Here is a 13,992-nt window from a genome sequence, read left to right on the forward strand (position 1 = left end):
ATAAATATATCCATAACTACAACTGCTTACTACAAGGAGAAATAATGGATTTAATTACAAGGCTCTTAGCAGAGAGAGAAGGAAAAGTACACGGTGGTATTTATGATATTACACAGAAACGCTTTGCTTATAATTCTAACCGAATTGAAGGAAGTCGTCTGACAGAAGAGCAGACTAGTTTAATTTATGAGACAAAGACGATCGCAAATATTGATGCAAAAGGAATCAAAATTGATGATTTGGTAGAAATGAATAATCATTTTAAATGTTTTGATTATATCTTAGATACCGTTAACGAGCCACTGACAGAGGACTATATTAAAACACTGCATCGTATTCTAAAAAGTGGAACAAGTTCTGAGCATAACCCGATAGCTCCAGTTGGGCGTTATAAAGTATTGCAAAATGAGGTAGGAAAAATTGCGACAGCTTCTGTTGAACAGACTGAAGATGAGATGCTTTCTTTACTGATTGGCTATGATTTGAAAAAACAGAAAGATTTAGATTACTTAACAAGTTTTCATGCACAATTTGAAAGGATTCATCCTTTCGCAGATGGCAATGGTCGAATAGGTCGATTGCTTTTGTATAAGCAATGCTTAAAAGAAGGGCTTACCCCTTTTATTGTAGATGATATTAATAAGGCAACTTATTATTCAGCACTTGAAGCCTTTCAGGTTCACGATAACCGACAGCTATTATTTGATTATTTCCGATCTGAGCAACTTTTTTATATGAATTATCTTAAAAATAAAGGATTTGAAGGAGCTATCAATGATGAAAAAGAGGGGGACTTCATAAAAAAGTCAGATAAATTCTAAGAAAAGGTGCAACAGTTTAAGCTAAGAGGAGAAAGTCATCCCTGGAAAAAACAGTTATATTTATAAATCTAATTACAAATATAAACATAACTATAACTATAATTATAAAATCTGTTATATTAGTTGTGAGATGATGATTCTGACAACTGTACTGAGCTTGGTTCTTATATCAGGCTTTTATTTTTACCTTGAAATAGAAACAGTTGAATTTCTGATACTCAATTAAATCACTTTAGTATTTTTCAATAATAAATAGGGCGTTGATTTTAATTTAAAGAAAAAGTCTATTTTATTATTGGAACAAAAATAAATTTGATGACTTGTTTTAAAAATCATACAATTTTCATAAGAATTGAAAGGGAAATGAAAAATTGTATGAAACAATTTGATGAATTGAAATTTAGTAGTCAGGAACAAGAAAAGACAAAACAAAATTTTTTACAGCATATTGCACAGTATGATGAGTCGATAAGCTCTAGTATGAGATCTAAAGGATATCGTTGTAAAAATCAGTCTGAACGTACAGTAGCTTTTACATTTGGAGAAGTGACCTTTTCTAGAAAACGTTGGTATAAGAATGGTGAATGTAGAATACCAGTTGATGAAATGTTAGGCTTAGAAAAGAATGTACGTCATTCACAGGAACTATTGTATCAAGCTGCGGTTCTAGCTACAAAACTACCCTATCGTCAGGTAGGAGAGACAATTGAGATGGTTTATAATGTAACTGTCACTAAAGATACGGTCAATAAGGTCGTCAAATTAGCCAATCAATTACTAGAAGAAAAGGATGATTATCGATTTTTTAAAGAAGAGAAGAAGATTGAAAAAATTAAAGCAGATATCATCTACATCGAGGGAGATGGTGTATATGTGAAAACATCTGAAGATGGTTCTGAAAAAAGGAATATGGATTTATCACATTTTGTAGTTCATACAGGCTCAAAACAGATTAGCCCAAATCGTTTTGAGCTAGAAAATAAAAAAGAGCTTATCCGATTGGATAATCGCTCAGCTCGTAGAGAATTGTTGGATTTATTGGAAAATGAATATGAAATTACAAATGAGACCGTACTAGTTACCAATTCTGACTGTGGCAAGGGTTATACTCCACATGTATTTACTGAAATTGCTAAATCATTTAATGTTAAGAGACATGAGCATTTTTGGGACGAATATCACTTGAATAAAGAAATTAAAGAATTTACAAAGTCTTATCCGAGAGAGTTGAGAGAAGACTTATTTCAAGCTATTAGAGAGCATAATAAGAAATTATTAAGGCGTTCACTAGATACTATAGAATCTTTGATTAGTAGTGAAGAGGGAGAGGAAAAATTTGAATATTATTCGAGTAGGTTAATGAGGAATTTTCAGTATACGAAACCAGCGGAGATGAGAGGACTTCCAAAGGCAGGTATTGGGATTATGGAGAGCCAGCATAGAAAAATAACGTATAGAATGAAGCATAGAGGGATGTATTGGACAAGTGAAGGTGGGATAGCCGTAGCGAATATGATATTGTTAGAACGTGAAGGAAAATTAAGAGATTTATTTTTTGGAGAATGGAAGAGGGACTATGATAAGTATACTTCATTGGATCATATCAGTGCGGATAGTGTTCGACCTAAAAATGACTCTAAAGACTACAAACTTCCCCGTTTACATAAAAATATAGAAAAGATATTTAAGATGAAATAATTTAAGTGCTAATTTCAACGAAAACAAAAATATAAATAAGCAAAAATTTCTAGTGAGATTTGGGCTTTTTTGGCGTGGAATAATTGACATTTATCCTGATTTTGGTATAATAGAGATATAAAAAACAACGAAAAAAGGAGTTGGAAATGAGCCTCCAACTCCGCAGAGTAACACAAACCACACTTGTATTACTCAGTCAATAAAATGATAGCATAAGAAGAAATCATTGTCAAGGGCTGAGCATACAAAAATGTTTAGCCCTTTCGTGTATCTGCATTTATTTATATGGAAATCTGGGATTTCTCAAAAATCACGACACATACGTAACTATGTTTTTACTTGACAAGTGCTAGTAGAAATAATAGAATAGTAAAAAACCTTTAAAGCAGTCCAGAGAGGCAGCTAAGGTTAGACGGTGAAAGGGTGGAGACTACCCATTTTTCGTGGAACCTTGCTGTTGGCAGGTTCCTTTTTTCGTGGTTTCTGTTACCCAGACTCTCTCACTAGCAAAGGTAAAAGGAGAAACCTATGCGAGAACATCGTCCAGTCATTGCTCTTGATTTTCCTAGTTTTGAGGCAGTCAAGGAATTTTTAGCTCTTTTCCCAGCAGAAGAAAGCCTTTATCTCAAGGTAGGGATGGAGCTTTATTACGCAACGGGTCCTGAGATTGTATCTTACTTGAAAGGTCTGGGTCATAGTATCTTTTTGGATCTCAAACTTCATGATATTCCCAATACAGTCAAGTCAGCCATGAAGGTCTTATCTAAGCTTGGTGTGGATATGACCAATGTTCATGCGGCTGGGGGTGTAGAGATGATGAAGGCTGCGCGTGAAGGTCTTGGAAGTCAAGCCAAATTGATTGCTGTTACTCAGCTCACATCAACATCAGAGGCCCAGATGCAGGAGTTTCAAAATATCCAAACCAGCCTGCAAGAATCTGTCATTCATTATGCTAAGAAGACAGCTGAAGCGGGATTAGACGGTGTTGTTTGCTCGGCTCAGGAAGTGCAAGTCATCAAGCAGGCTACCAAACCAGATTTTATCTGTCTGACACCGGGCATTCGTCCTGCAGGTGCTGTGGTTGGAGATCAAAAACGCGTTATGACACCTGCTGATGCCTATCAAATTGGGAGTGACTATATCGTAGTTGGACGTCCCATTACCCAAGCTGAGGATCCTGTTGCAGCTTATCATGCCATCAAGGATGAATGGACACAGGACTGGAATTAAAGAATTAGATTAGAAAAACAAAAGGAGAAGACCATGACACTTGCTAAAGATATCGCTAGCCACCTCTTGAAAATCCAAGCCGTTTACCTCAAACCAGAGGAGCCTTTCACTTGGGCCTCTGGTATCAAGTCACCTATTTATACGGATAACCGTGTAACTCTTGCCTATCCAGAAACTCGTACTCTCATTGAAGATGGTTTTGTAGATGCTATCAAAGAAGCCTTTCCTGAGGTTGAAGTGATTGCAGGGACTGCAACAGCAGGGATTCCACACGGAGCTATCATTGCTGATAAGATGAATTTGCCGTTTGCTTACATCCGTAGCAAACCAAAAGACCACGGAGCTGGTAACCAAATCGAAGGCCGTGTAGCTCAAGGTCAAAAAATGGTAGTGGTTGAAGACCTCATTTCAACGGGTGGTTCTGTTCTTGAAGCTGTAGCAGCAGCCAAACGCGAAGGAGCAGATGTACTTGGAGTTGTAGCGATTTTCAGTTACCAATTGCCAAAAGCAGATAAGAACTTTGCGGATGCTGGTTTGAAATTGGTAACACTTTCAAACTATAGCGAGCTTATCCATCTAGCCCAAGAAGAAGGTTACATTACACCAGAAGGACTCGATCTTCTAAAACGCTTTAAAGAAGACCAAGAAAATTGGCAAAATGCTTAAAACATAGAAAATCAGGTAGTCACTAGGATTACCTGATTTCTTTTTGTGATGTTATTGGATCTTATACTCAATGAAAATCAAAAAGCAAACTAGGAAGATAGCCGCAGGTTGCTCAAAGCACTGCTTTGAGGTTGAAGATAAGACTGACGAAGTCAGTCACATATATAATCCAAGGCGAAGCTGACGTGGTTTGAAGAGATTTTCGAAGAGTATTAATCAACTTTTCCACCTTCAACAACTAGATCATCTGCTTTAGCAGCGTCACCGTAGGTTGGGTGGAGTGTTTTTTCATAGGCCTTGTGGAAGAAGTTTTCCTTACCTAATTTTTCAATATCTTTATTAATAAAGTCTAGCAATTCTTGGTTGCCTTTTTGAACTGCTGCTGCGATGGTATCTGGATTACCGAGGGAAGTAATTCCTACTTCAAATCCTTTATTTTCAAGCGCCCAAGCTAGGACTTCAGTATTGTCAGTTGAAAAGGCATCTCCACGTCCGTCAAGAAGAGCTTGGTAAGAGTCACTGTATTGGTCGTATTTTTGGAGTTTTACTTCTGGGTGATTTTTCTCAAAATAAGTTTCAGCGGTCGTTCCTTTTGTGACAATCAAGGTTTTACCTTCAAGTTGTTTGACGTCTGTAATGAGACCAGTCTTAGGTGATACGACACCCAGAGAAACTTTCATATATGGAAGGGCAAAATCAACTTGTTTCTTGCGTTCGTCAGTCACTGTAAAGTTGGCAAGAGTAATATCTACCTTGTTTGAAATCAAGTATTCAGCACGGTTGGCAGCGTCGACTGAAACGTATTTAACCTTGACGCCAAGGTCTTGCGCTAATTGGTTCCCAAGCTCAATATCGTAGCCTTGGTAAGAACCGTCATTGTCAACGTAACCAAAGGGTTTCTTGTCTCCAAATACGGCGATTCGTAGCTCACCGCTTTTTTTGATTTCATCAATTGTGCGAGCCTTGGCAGTGGTTTTGCCAGAGGATGAACCAGCGTTTCCACCTGAGCTACAAGCAGTGACAAAGATAAGGGCAAAGGCAAGTGCCAAAACAGTTAAGAGTGGTTTGAGTAGTTTCATAAAAATCTCCTTTATAGATATGAGCCAAATTGGCTAAAGTCAAAGACGTTTAAAAATTCCTGGGCTCGTTTGGTTTGCGGATTGGTAAAGAAGGCTTGAGCCGTTCCTTCTTCAGCGATTTTCCCTTGGTTGAGGAAGATAATCCGATCGGCAATTGCTTGGGCAAACTGCATTTCATGGGTTACTAAAATCATGGTACGGCCTTCTTGGGCCAAGTCGTTGATGAGTTCCAGAACCTCACGCACCATTTCTGGATCCAGCGAAGCAGTCACTTCGTCAAAGAGGATAATTTCTGGATGCATGAGGAGGGCACGGACAATTGCAACCCGTTGCTTCTGTCCACCAGATAATTGACGGGCAAAGCTATGTTGTTTATCTAGAAGTCCGACACGTTCTAGTAGTTGCAGAGCTTCTTCCGTTACTTCCTTCTTGTCCCTTCCTTGAGCTTTGATAGGGCCTAGGATGAGGTTTTGTAGGACATCCAGATGGGGAAAGAGTTCATAACTTTGAAAGACCATGCCAATCTTTTGGCGAACTAGGTGAAAGTCTTTTTTATTTTCAACGATAGACTGACCGTCCAGAAGAATATCTCCACCTTGAATACTTTCTAAGCCGTTGAGGCAACGAAGGAGGGTACTTTTTCCACAACCAGATGGCCCTAGGATAACCACAACTTCCCCTTTTTTGATATCTAGAGAAAGTCCTTGGAGGATGGGATTGTCTCCGAAGGATTTTTTTAGTTCCTTGATTTCTAAGATAGTTTCAGACATTTAGTTCCTCCAATGTTTTTCTAGGTGAGTGGATAGTTTGGAAATAGGAAAGCAAACTGCGAAATACAAGACCAGAATGGTTCCATAAATCCAAAAGGAAGCGGTTGGGATGGTCAAGCGATTGCTATCGATGATTTGTTGTCCAACCTTGGTAACCTCTACAACTCCAATCAAAACAACCAAGGAGGTGGTTTTAATCATCCGAGTGACAAGATTGATAGCCTGCGGTAGCAGTCTTCTCAAGACCTGTGGGATGATGATGTGGTAGTAAAGTTGAACATTGGTTAAACCTAGCGCCTGTCCACTTTCAAACTGATGCTTAGGGAGGGAAGTGATGGCCCCACGAACCAAGTCTCCCATTTCAGCTGTTCCCCAGAGGGTAAAAACGATAATAGCTGAAGTCTCACCTGAGATATTGATATTAAAGTTTCGAGCCAAGCCAAAGTAAACGATGAAAAGTAGCACCAGCTGGGGCATGATACGGATAAATTCCAGATACAATCGTGTTAAAAATCGTATGATTCTAGAATGGGAGGTCATGATGATTCCCATGACTGTTCCGAACATCATGGATAAGAGGACAGACAGGATGGATATACCAATCGTAACGCCCAATCCCTGTAAGATTCTCAGGAGATTATTCCCCTGAAAGAGTACTTGGATTCCCGAATCCTGCATGGCGGAGCCTCCTTTCTATCCAGCTAAAGACCAGTGAGATGGGTAGCAGCATGATCAGATAAGCAACTACCAACATAGCTAGCGCAATGTCTGTCTCATAATAGAGCCCAATCAAGTCCTTGGCGACGTACATGAGGTCGGCTAAAGCCACTGCTGAGAAAACAGAGGTTTCCTTGATGAGGAAAATGACATTGGCACTAAAAGACGGTAGAGCCACCGCTGTTGCTTGCGGAAGAACCACATAGCGAAAGACCTGTACAGGTGTCAGACCGATAGCTAATCCAATCTCCTGCTGGGTTTGACTGACGGCTTCCAGCCCACTTCGGAAAGATTCTGCCATATAGGAGCCTCCTAAAAAGACCAGTCCTAAAGTGGCACAGACTTCTGAAGATAGGACAATCCCGATTCGGGGAAGACCGAAGTAGAGAAAGAAGAGTTGAATCAAAAGGGGCGTATTACGTGACAATTCAATATAGGCTGTCGCTACTTGCGCCGAAACAGGGATTCGATAATGTCGGATGATACTAACGATTAAACCGAGCAGAAAGGATCCCAGAATCCCCCAAACTGAAATATGCAAGGTTAGAAGAAATGCCTTTTGATATAGTGGTAGATATTGTTCAACAATGGACCAATCCAAAAATAGAACCTCCCATCTAGAAATAATACAGTTATTGTAGCACTTAAAATCTCCTTTGGATAATATGTATTTTTTATTGTCGTTATAAGGATTTTTTATCATAGAAATAAAATTTCTGAAATTTCCAAACAAAACTCTTGAAAATGATTGAAAAAAGAGTTATTATAGTTGTATAGTAAAAAGCAAACGCTTACTTAATCAAGGAGGACAGTTTATGTCATACAAAACAAGCAATGCAGAAGGTCATGTAGATTTCATCAATACCTATGATTTGGAGCCCATGGCGCAAAAAGTGATCCCTAAAGCAGCCTTTGGTTATATCGCCAGTGGAGCAGAGGATACTTTTACTTTACGGGAGAACATCCGTGCTTTTAACCACAAACTCATCGTTCCGCATACGCTTTGCAATGTAGAAAATCCAAGTACAGAAATTGAATTTGCAGGTGAAAAATTGTCTTCACCAATCATTATGGCGCCTGTTGCGGCTCATAAATTGGCAAACGAACAAGGTGAAGTGGCAACTGCGCGTGGTGTGCATGAGTTCGGTTCTCTTTACACAACCAGTTCTTACTCTACTGTTGACCTTCCAGAGATTTCTGAAGCCCTCCAAGGGACACCTCATTGGTTCCAATTTTACTTTAGTAAAGATGATGGCATTAACCGCCACATCATGGACCGTGTGAAGGCTGAAGGTTATAAGGCGATTGTCTTGACGGCAGATGCTACTGTAGGGGGTAATCGTGAAGTGGATAAGCGTAATGGTTTTGTCTTCCCAGTTGGCATGCCGATTGTTGAAGAATACCTGCCAGAAGGTGCTGGTAAATCAATGGACTTTGTTTACAAATCAGCTAAACAACGCTTGTCTCCACGCGATGTAGAATTTATCGCTGAATACTCAGGACTTCCTGTGTATGTCAAGGGACCACAATGCCGTGAGGACGTTGAACGTTCGCTTGCTGCAGGAGCTTCTGGTATCTGGGTAACCAACCACGGTGGTCGTCAAATCGACGGTGGACCAGCTGCCTTCGACTCACTTCAAGAAGTAGCAGAAGCAGTTGACAAACGTGTGCCGATTGTCTTTGACTCTGGTGTTCGCCGTGGTCAACACGTCTTTAAAGCCTTGGCTTCAGGAGCAGACTTAGTAGCTATTGGTCGCCCGGTTATCTATGGCTTGGCTCTCGGCGGTAGTGTTGGTGTGCGTCAAGTCTTTGAACACTTGAATGCGGAATTGAAGACAGTCATGCAGTTGTCTGGAACTCAGACTATTGAAGATGTCAAACACTTCAAGCTCCGTCACAATCCATACAACCCAACCTTCCCAGTTGACCCACGTGACTTAAAATTGTATTGATAAAAGAGATTGCCTCCACTGAATGTGGAGGTTTTTCTTCGTGTATTGGAAGAATAAATCGCTATCAAAAACTATATAAAGATATTTTTCGGTCAAATATCTTGCTAGAGCTTTCATTTTTTGCTATACTGGTGCAGTAATTAAATAATAAAGACATTTGGGGTGCTTTAAGCTGAGATGATACCCATTGAACCTGATACAGTTAAGACTGGCGAAGGGAAATGTGAACAGTTTTTTTCGTATGGCGAAATGAACGATCTAATCTTGTAAGTCAACTCTAATTCTTGATTGTAATTGGAGTTTTTTTGTTTATATAAAACTGGATAGGCTTGTTTAGGTAGCTCTCTGCAAATGCCCTAGATTTTCTTTAAAAGGGTCAAGTGAAACTAGGATTTTGCTTGGTATTTTATTGATTACTAAGGAGTAAAGAGAGGAAAAATAAATATGGAAACACAGATTTATGCATTTCAGCCAGGTTTGACTGTTGGAGAATTATTAAAAAGTAGTCAGAAGGATTGGCAGGCTGCTGTCAATCATCGTTTTGTCAAGGAACTTTTTGCAGGGACAATTAAGAATAAGGTCTTAAAAGACTACCTAATTCAAGATTATCACTTCTTTGATGCCTTCTTATCCATGCTGGGTGCCTGCGTAGCTCACGCAGACCAGCTTGAATCCAAACTTCGTTTTGCCAAGCAACTAGGCTTTCTTGAAGCAGATGAAGATGGTTATTTCCAAAAGGCTTTCAAAGAGTTAAAAGTATCTGAGAATGATTATCTGGAAGTGACCTTGCACCCTGTAACAAAAGCCTTTCAGGATCTTATGTATTCGGCAGTGGCTTCATCAGACTATGCCCATCTTTTGGTCATGCTGGTCATTGCAGAAGGTCTCTATTTAGACTGGGGTTCTAAAGATTTGGCTCTACCTGAAGCCTATATTCATTCGGAATGGATCAATCTCCACAGAGGTCCTTTCTTTGCAGAGTGGGTTCAATTTCTGGTTGACGAACTCAATCGTGTTGGGAAAGGTCGAGAAGATTTGACAGAACTTCAGCAACGCTGGAATCAAGCGGTCGCTTTAGAATTAGCCTTTTTTGATATTGGTTATGACGCCTAGAGAAAGTTTAGGATATTTACAAATTTGATGAGGTAAATCATTCAATGTAAATGAAAAAAATTTCTTAACAAAAGATAGAGATAAATCGAAATCAGTATATCGTATAAAGTGAAAAGGAAGGATTTCAATATGACAAGTTTAAAATTATTAAAAGAAAAAGCACCTTTGGTCATTTGCATCACCAATGATGTAGTAAAAAATTTCACAGCAAATGGATTAGTAGCACTGGGTGCGTCACCAGCTATGAGCGAGTACCCAGCAGACTTAGAAGATTTATTAAAATATGCTGGAGGATTATTGATTAACATTGGGACTTTAACGGATGAAAATTGGAAGCTGTATCAAGAGGCACTAAAAATTGCTGAAAAATATAATGTCCCTGCAGTTTTAGATCCTGTAGCCTGTGGAGCAGGAGAATATAGAAAAAAAGTAGCAGATGATTTAATCAACAATTACAAACTAGCTGCGATTAGGGGAAATGCTGGAGAGATTGCTTCTTTAGTAGGTATAAATGTGGCATCTAAAGGAGTAGATAGTGCTGGTGTGGATAATATTGATGAGATTGCTCTAGCAGCCAACGCTAAGTTCAATATTCCAATTGTAGTAACAGGTGAAGTGGATGCTATTGCGGTAAATGGAGAAGTGGTAACGATTCATAATGGTAGTGCCATGATGCCAAAAGTTATTGGGACAGGATGCTTATTAGGTGCTGTAGTAGCAAGCTTTATCGGACTAGAAAAAGGTCAAGAATTGAAATCTTTAGAAACAGCAATGTTAGCATATAATATTGCCGGGGAAATGGCAGAAAAGCGTCCTAATGGACATCTACCAGGAACGTTTAAAGTTGAATTTATTAATGCATTATATGAAGTTACTGATAAAGATATAGAAACATTTAAAAAGGTGAAATAAGATGTTTAATAAAGAACTATTAAAATTATATTTTATTTGTGGAACGACTACTTGCTTAGGTAAGGATTTATATACAGTTGTTGAAGATTCTTTAAAAGGTGGTATAACTTTATTTCAATTTCGAGAAAAAGGTAAAGGTGCTTTAGAAGGTAAAGAAAAACTGGAATTAGCAATAAAACTTAAAAAACTTTGTAAAAAATACAATGTACCGTTTATCGTAAATGATGATATAGAGTTGGCATTAGAAATAGATGCTGATGGGGTTCATGTAGGACAAGATGACCTAGGTGTTGATGAAATTAGAAAATTGATGCCAGATAAAATAATTGGTCTTTCTATAAAAAACGAGAAAGAATTTCAACAGTCAAAAGTTGAATATGTAGATTATGTTGGTGTTGGTCCTGTATTTGATACCCAGTCAAAAGATGATGCTGGTGGCGCTATAGGTTATGAAGGTCTTAAATTGATGAGAAAACTATTGCCACAAATGCCCTTAGTTGCAATTGGTGGGATACAGACGCAACATATTAAAGACATTATGAAGACCAATGTTGACGGTGTTTCAATCATTTCAGCAATATCGTATGCAAAAAATATAGAAAAAACTGTTCGAGAAATGAGTGAACAATAGGTATCTATCCTTGGATTCTAAGTAAGTGGAAGTTTTCCTTTTCTAAAAAGATATGTCCAGATTCAGCTTGAATGGCTAATTCATCAAACAGGTCATTTGTTTTTTGCAAAAGAAAGATCTGCTGTCTTTGTGAGTGCAAGGCTGTATTTCCAGTTCAATTTCTTGAACTAGTATAAAATGTGTGTTATAATAATCACATAATTAAATAATAAAGACATTTGGGGTGCTTTAGGCTGAGATGATACCCATTGAACCTGATACAGTTAAGACTGGCGAAGGGAAATGTGAAACGCTTTTTTCGTATGTCGAAAAGAACGGTCTAATCTTGTAAGCTGAACTCTAATTCCTATCTGTAATTAGAGTTTTTTCTTTTACGAAACTGGATGAAGGTGTTATAAAGCCTTTTGGTAGCTCACCTTGAGTGCCCCAATTTTCTTTAAAAAAAGGAGTTTTTTATGTTGAAAAAATGGCAGTTAAAAGATGTTATCTTGCTTGCTTTCTTGTCTATCTTTTTTGGTGGGGTTTTCGTTGGTTCAGGATATGTGTATAATATTCTCAGCCTACTCTTAACACCTCTTGGTTTACAGGCTTTTGCCAATGAAATCCTCTTTGGACTCTGGTGTATGGCTGCGCCCATTGCTGCCATCTTTGTTCCGAGAGTCGGAAGTGCAACGATTGGAGAAGTGCTAGCTGCGCTTGCTGAAGTCCTTTATGGTAGCCAATTCGGTCTAGGTGCCCTTTTGTCCGGCTTGGTTCAAGGTTTGGGAAGTGAACTTGGTTTTATCGTAACTAGAAATCGCTATGAAAGTTGGCTCTCTCTAACTGCCAATAGTATTGGGATTACGCTTGTTAGTTTTGTCTATGAATACATTAAGTTAGGTTACTATGCCTTCTCCCTTCCTTTTGTCCTTTCCTTGCTAGTGGTACGTTTTATTTCCGTCTTTTTCTTCTGTACTATCTTGGTTCGTGCCATTGTCAAACTCTATCATCAGTTTGCAACTGGAGGAAAAGCATAGATGGGGCTGGAATTACGGGAGATTCAGTCTCCAATTTTTTCAGAACCGATTGATTTTACCTTTCATGGGCAAGCCTTTACCTTGTTAGTTGGGAGCAGTGGTTCAGGGAAATCTAGTCTCTTTCAAATGATTTCCCAAGTCAGTTCTCTTCCCTATAGCGGTCAAGTCCTGATAAACGGGAGCGAGGTCAGTCAGCTTTCTATCATCGAACGTATCCAGACGGTTGGTATTCTATTTCAAAATCCCAATCATCAATTTACCATGGAGAACTTGTTTGAGGAGCTGGTTTTTACCTTGGAAAATATTGGGCATCCCGTTCAGGAAATTGATTCTAAAATAGCAGAGGTTGTCCAGCAATGTCGCTGCAAGGCAATCTTGCACCGTCCCATTCATCACTTATCAGGTGGAGAAAGGCAAAAGGCTGCTTTGGCTGTTCTCTTTGCTATGAATCCTAGGGTCTATCTCTTGGATGAGCCTTTTGCTTCCATTGACCGCAAGAGTAGGATAGAGATATTGGAGATTCTAAAAGAGTTAGCTTCTAATGGGAAGACAGTTATTTTGTGCGACCATGATTTAACGGACTATGAAGCCTATATCGATCATATGGTGGAGCTAAGAGATGGCCAACTAAGAGAAGTATTTCAAATCCCTACCTCTGAGACGACACAGGTTGCTTCAAAGGAAGTTGCTTCTAGCCCAGAACTATTCCACATGGATAGAGCAACTTGTGAGCTGGATAAGCGCCCCCTCTTTTCAATTGCGGATTTCACATTCTACCAAGGAATTTCCTGTATCTTGGGTGATAATGGTGTCGGGAAATCAACCCTCTTTCGCTCCATTCTTCAATTTCAAAAGTATAAGGGGCGCATTACTTGGAAGAGTTCGGTTCTAAAAAATAAAAAGAGTTTGTATCATGACCTGACGGGTGTTGTTCAGGAAGCTGAGAAACAGTTTATCAGAGTCAGTCTGCGAGAAGAGCTTCAATTAGATGGACCTGATTCTGAAAGAAATCAGCGGATTTTTCAAGCTTTACGGTATTTTGATTTGGAGCAGGCGCTCGATAAGAGTCCCTATCAATTAAGTGGTGGTCAGCAAAAGATTCTTCAGCTCTTGACCATCTTGACCAGCAAGGCTTCTGTGATTTTACTAGATGAACCTTTTGCAGGTTTGGATGATAGAGCTTGCCATTATTTTTGTCAGTGGATTGTGGAGGAGAGAAATCAAGGAAGAAGTTTTCTGATCATTAGCCATCGTTTAGATCCTTTGATCTCTGTAGTTGATTATTGGATTGAGATGACTAGTCAGGGTCTCAGTCATGTGAAAGCAGTGACAATTACCAAACCACTCACATCTCAGAGTAGCAATACCCAAGGGGAGGTGAGGTAGT

The 13,992-nt window shown here is 39.1% G+C and carries 14 protein-coding genes and 2 riboswitches; of the genes, 10 read left to right on the top strand and 4 right to left on the bottom strand.

Annotated elements, in window-relative coordinates; translation table 11 throughout:
• Nucleotides 1-44 precede the first annotated feature (44 nt).
• The 4 genes from HT724_RS05105 to pyrE all read left to right on the top strand — a co-directional run bounded on the left by HT724_RS05105 (nucleotide 45) and on the right by pyrE (nucleotide 4,415).
• The gene (locus tag HT724_RS05105; protein WP_173276691.1) at nucleotides 45-821 is read left to right on the top strand and encodes a Fic family protein; all 777 of its coding nucleotides are present in this window, start codon (nucleotides 45-47) and stop codon (nucleotides 819-821) included.
• 375 nt (nucleotides 822-1,196) lie between these two features.
• Nucleotides 1,197-2,519, top strand: a complete 1,323-nt coding sequence (locus tag HT724_RS05110) for an ISLre2 family transposase (RefSeq protein ID WP_240156724.1) — start codon at nucleotides 1,197-1,199, stop codon at nucleotides 2,517-2,519.
• Nucleotides 2,520-3,047: 528 nt separating this feature from the next.
• Nucleotides 3,048-3,749 carry an orotidine-5'-phosphate decarboxylase gene (gene pyrF, locus HT724_RS05115; RefSeq protein ID WP_173276690.1) on the top strand — a complete coding sequence of 234 codons (702 nt, stop codon included), beginning with the start codon at nucleotides 3,048-3,050 and terminating at the stop codon, nucleotides 3,747-3,749.
• A gap of 33 nt (nucleotides 3,750-3,782) precedes the next feature.
• On the top strand, nucleotides 3,783-4,415 hold the full coding sequence (gene pyrE, locus HT724_RS05120) for an orotate phosphoribosyltransferase (RefSeq protein WP_173276689.1): 633 nt from the start codon (nucleotides 3,783-3,785) through the stop codon (nucleotides 4,413-4,415).
• Between the two features lie 212 nt (nucleotides 4,416-4,627).
• Here pyrE and HT724_RS05125 read toward each other — a convergent pair whose 3' ends face one another.
• Genes HT724_RS05125 through HT724_RS05140 form a run of 4 tightly spaced genes read right to left on the bottom strand, consistent with a single transcriptional unit; the run spans nucleotide 4,628 to nucleotide 7,582 of the window.
• The gene (locus HT724_RS05125; RefSeq protein WP_173276688.1) at nucleotides 4,628-5,494 is read right to left on the bottom strand and encodes a cysteine ABC transporter substrate-binding protein; all 867 of its coding nucleotides are present in this window, start codon (nucleotides 5,492-5,494) and stop codon (nucleotides 4,628-4,630) included.
• A gap of 11 nt (nucleotides 5,495-5,505) precedes the next feature.
• Nucleotides 5,506-6,264 carry an amino acid ABC transporter ATP-binding protein gene (locus HT724_RS05130; RefSeq protein ID WP_173276687.1) on the bottom strand — a complete coding sequence of 253 codons (759 nt, stop codon included), beginning with the start codon at nucleotides 6,262-6,264 and terminating at the stop codon, nucleotides 5,506-5,508.
• Nucleotides 6,265-6,942: an amino acid ABC transporter permease gene (locus tag HT724_RS05135; protein ID WP_001154146.1), complete on the bottom strand. Its 678-nt coding sequence runs from the start codon at nucleotides 6,940-6,942 to the stop codon at nucleotides 6,265-6,267.
• Nucleotides 6,902-7,582 (bottom strand): amino acid ABC transporter permease, encoded by a 681-nt coding sequence (locus tag HT724_RS05140; protein ID WP_173276686.1) that lies wholly within the window; start codon nucleotides 7,580-7,582, stop codon nucleotides 6,902-6,904. The genes HT724_RS05135 and HT724_RS05140 overlap by 41 nt, the downstream gene beginning before the upstream one ends.
• A gap of 214 nt (nucleotides 7,583-7,796) precedes the next feature.
• Between HT724_RS05140 and lctO the strand changes: the two genes are divergently transcribed.
• From lctO to HT724_RS05170, 6 genes are all read left to right on the top strand, one after another.
• The gene (gene lctO, locus HT724_RS05145; RefSeq protein ID WP_088791092.1) at nucleotides 7,797-8,933 is read left to right on the top strand and encodes an L-lactate oxidase; all 1,137 of its coding nucleotides are present in this window, start codon (nucleotides 7,797-7,799) and stop codon (nucleotides 8,931-8,933) included.
• Nucleotides 8,934-9,081: 148 nt separating this feature from the next.
• Nucleotides 9,082-9,170, top strand: a riboswitch (TPP riboswitch).
• 207 nt (nucleotides 9,171-9,377) lie between these two features.
• Entirely contained in the window at nucleotides 9,378-10,046 is a 669-nt protein-coding gene (locus tag HT724_RS05150; protein WP_173276685.1) for a TenA family protein, read from the top strand.
• Between the two features lie 129 nt (nucleotides 10,047-10,175).
• Entirely contained in the window at nucleotides 10,176-10,958 is a 783-nt protein-coding gene (thiM, locus tag HT724_RS05155; protein ID WP_173276684.1) for a hydroxyethylthiazole kinase, read from the top strand.
• A 1-nt stretch (nucleotide 10,959) separates the two neighbouring features.
• Nucleotides 10,960-11,589 carry a thiamine phosphate synthase gene (gene thiE, locus HT724_RS05160; protein WP_166731202.1) on the top strand — a complete coding sequence of 210 codons (630 nt, stop codon included), beginning with the start codon at nucleotides 10,960-10,962 and terminating at the stop codon, nucleotides 11,587-11,589.
• A gap of 209 nt (nucleotides 11,590-11,798) precedes the next feature.
• A riboswitch (TPP riboswitch) is annotated at nucleotides 11,799-11,887 on the top strand.
• A 157-nt stretch (nucleotides 11,888-12,044) separates the two neighbouring features.
• A complete protein-coding gene (locus tag HT724_RS05165) occupies nucleotides 12,045-12,605 on the top strand; it encodes an ECF transporter S component (RefSeq protein WP_173276683.1) in 561 nt (186 codons plus the stop codon).
• A complete protein-coding gene (locus HT724_RS05170) occupies nucleotides 12,606-13,991 on the top strand; it encodes an ABC transporter ATP-binding protein (RefSeq protein WP_173276682.1) in 1,386 nt (461 codons plus the stop codon).
• Nucleotide 13,992: the final 1 nt, after the last annotated feature.

This window comes from Streptococcus sp. k-402, from assembly GCF_013277515.1.
GTDB lineage: Bacteria > Bacillota > Bacilli > Lactobacillales > Streptococcaceae > Streptococcus.

Bases quoted from the DNA above. Each gene is read 5' to 3' on its own strand.
- HT724_RS05125 (WP_173276688.1), bottom strand. From the start codon at position 5,494: ATGAAACTACTCAAACCACTCTTAACTGTTTTGGCACTTGCCTTTGCC.
- thiE (WP_166731202.1), top strand. From the start codon at position 10,960: ATGTTTAATAAAGAACTATTAAAATTATATTTTATTTGTGGAACGACT.
- lctO (WP_088791092.1), top strand. From the start codon at position 7,797: ATGTCATACAAAACAAGCAATGCAGAAGGTCATGTAGATTTCATCAAT.
- HT724_RS05170 (WP_173276682.1), top strand. From the start codon at position 12,606: ATGGGGCTGGAATTACGGGAGATTCAGTCTCCAATTTTTTCAGAACCG.
- pyrE (WP_173276689.1), top strand. From the start codon at position 3,783: ATGACACTTGCTAAAGATATCGCTAGCCACCTCTTGAAAATCCAAGCC.
- pyrF (WP_173276690.1), top strand. From the start codon at position 3,048: ATGCGAGAACATCGTCCAGTCATTGCTCTTGATTTTCCTAGTTTTGAG.
- HT724_RS05150 (WP_173276685.1), top strand. From the start codon at position 9,378: ATGGAAACACAGATTTATGCATTTCAGCCAGGTTTGACTGTTGGAGAA.
- HT724_RS05165 (WP_173276683.1), top strand. From the start codon at position 12,045: ATGTTGAAAAAATGGCAGTTAAAAGATGTTATCTTGCTTGCTTTCTTG.
- thiM (WP_173276684.1), top strand. From the start codon at position 10,176: ATGACAAGTTTAAAATTATTAAAAGAAAAAGCACCTTTGGTCATTTGC.
- HT724_RS05130 (WP_173276687.1), bottom strand. From the start codon at position 6,264: ATGTCTGAAACTATCTTAGAAATCAAGGAACTAAAAAAATCCTTCGGA.
- HT724_RS05135 (WP_001154146.1), bottom strand. From the start codon at position 6,942: ATGCAGGATTCGGGAATCCAAGTACTCTTTCAGGGGAATAATCTCCTG.
- HT724_RS05105 (WP_173276691.1), top strand. From the start codon at position 45: ATGGATTTAATTACAAGGCTCTTAGCAGAGAGAGAAGGAAAAGTACAC.
- HT724_RS05110 (WP_240156724.1), top strand. From the start codon at position 1,197: ATGAAACAATTTGATGAATTGAAATTTAGTAGTCAGGAACAAGAAAAG.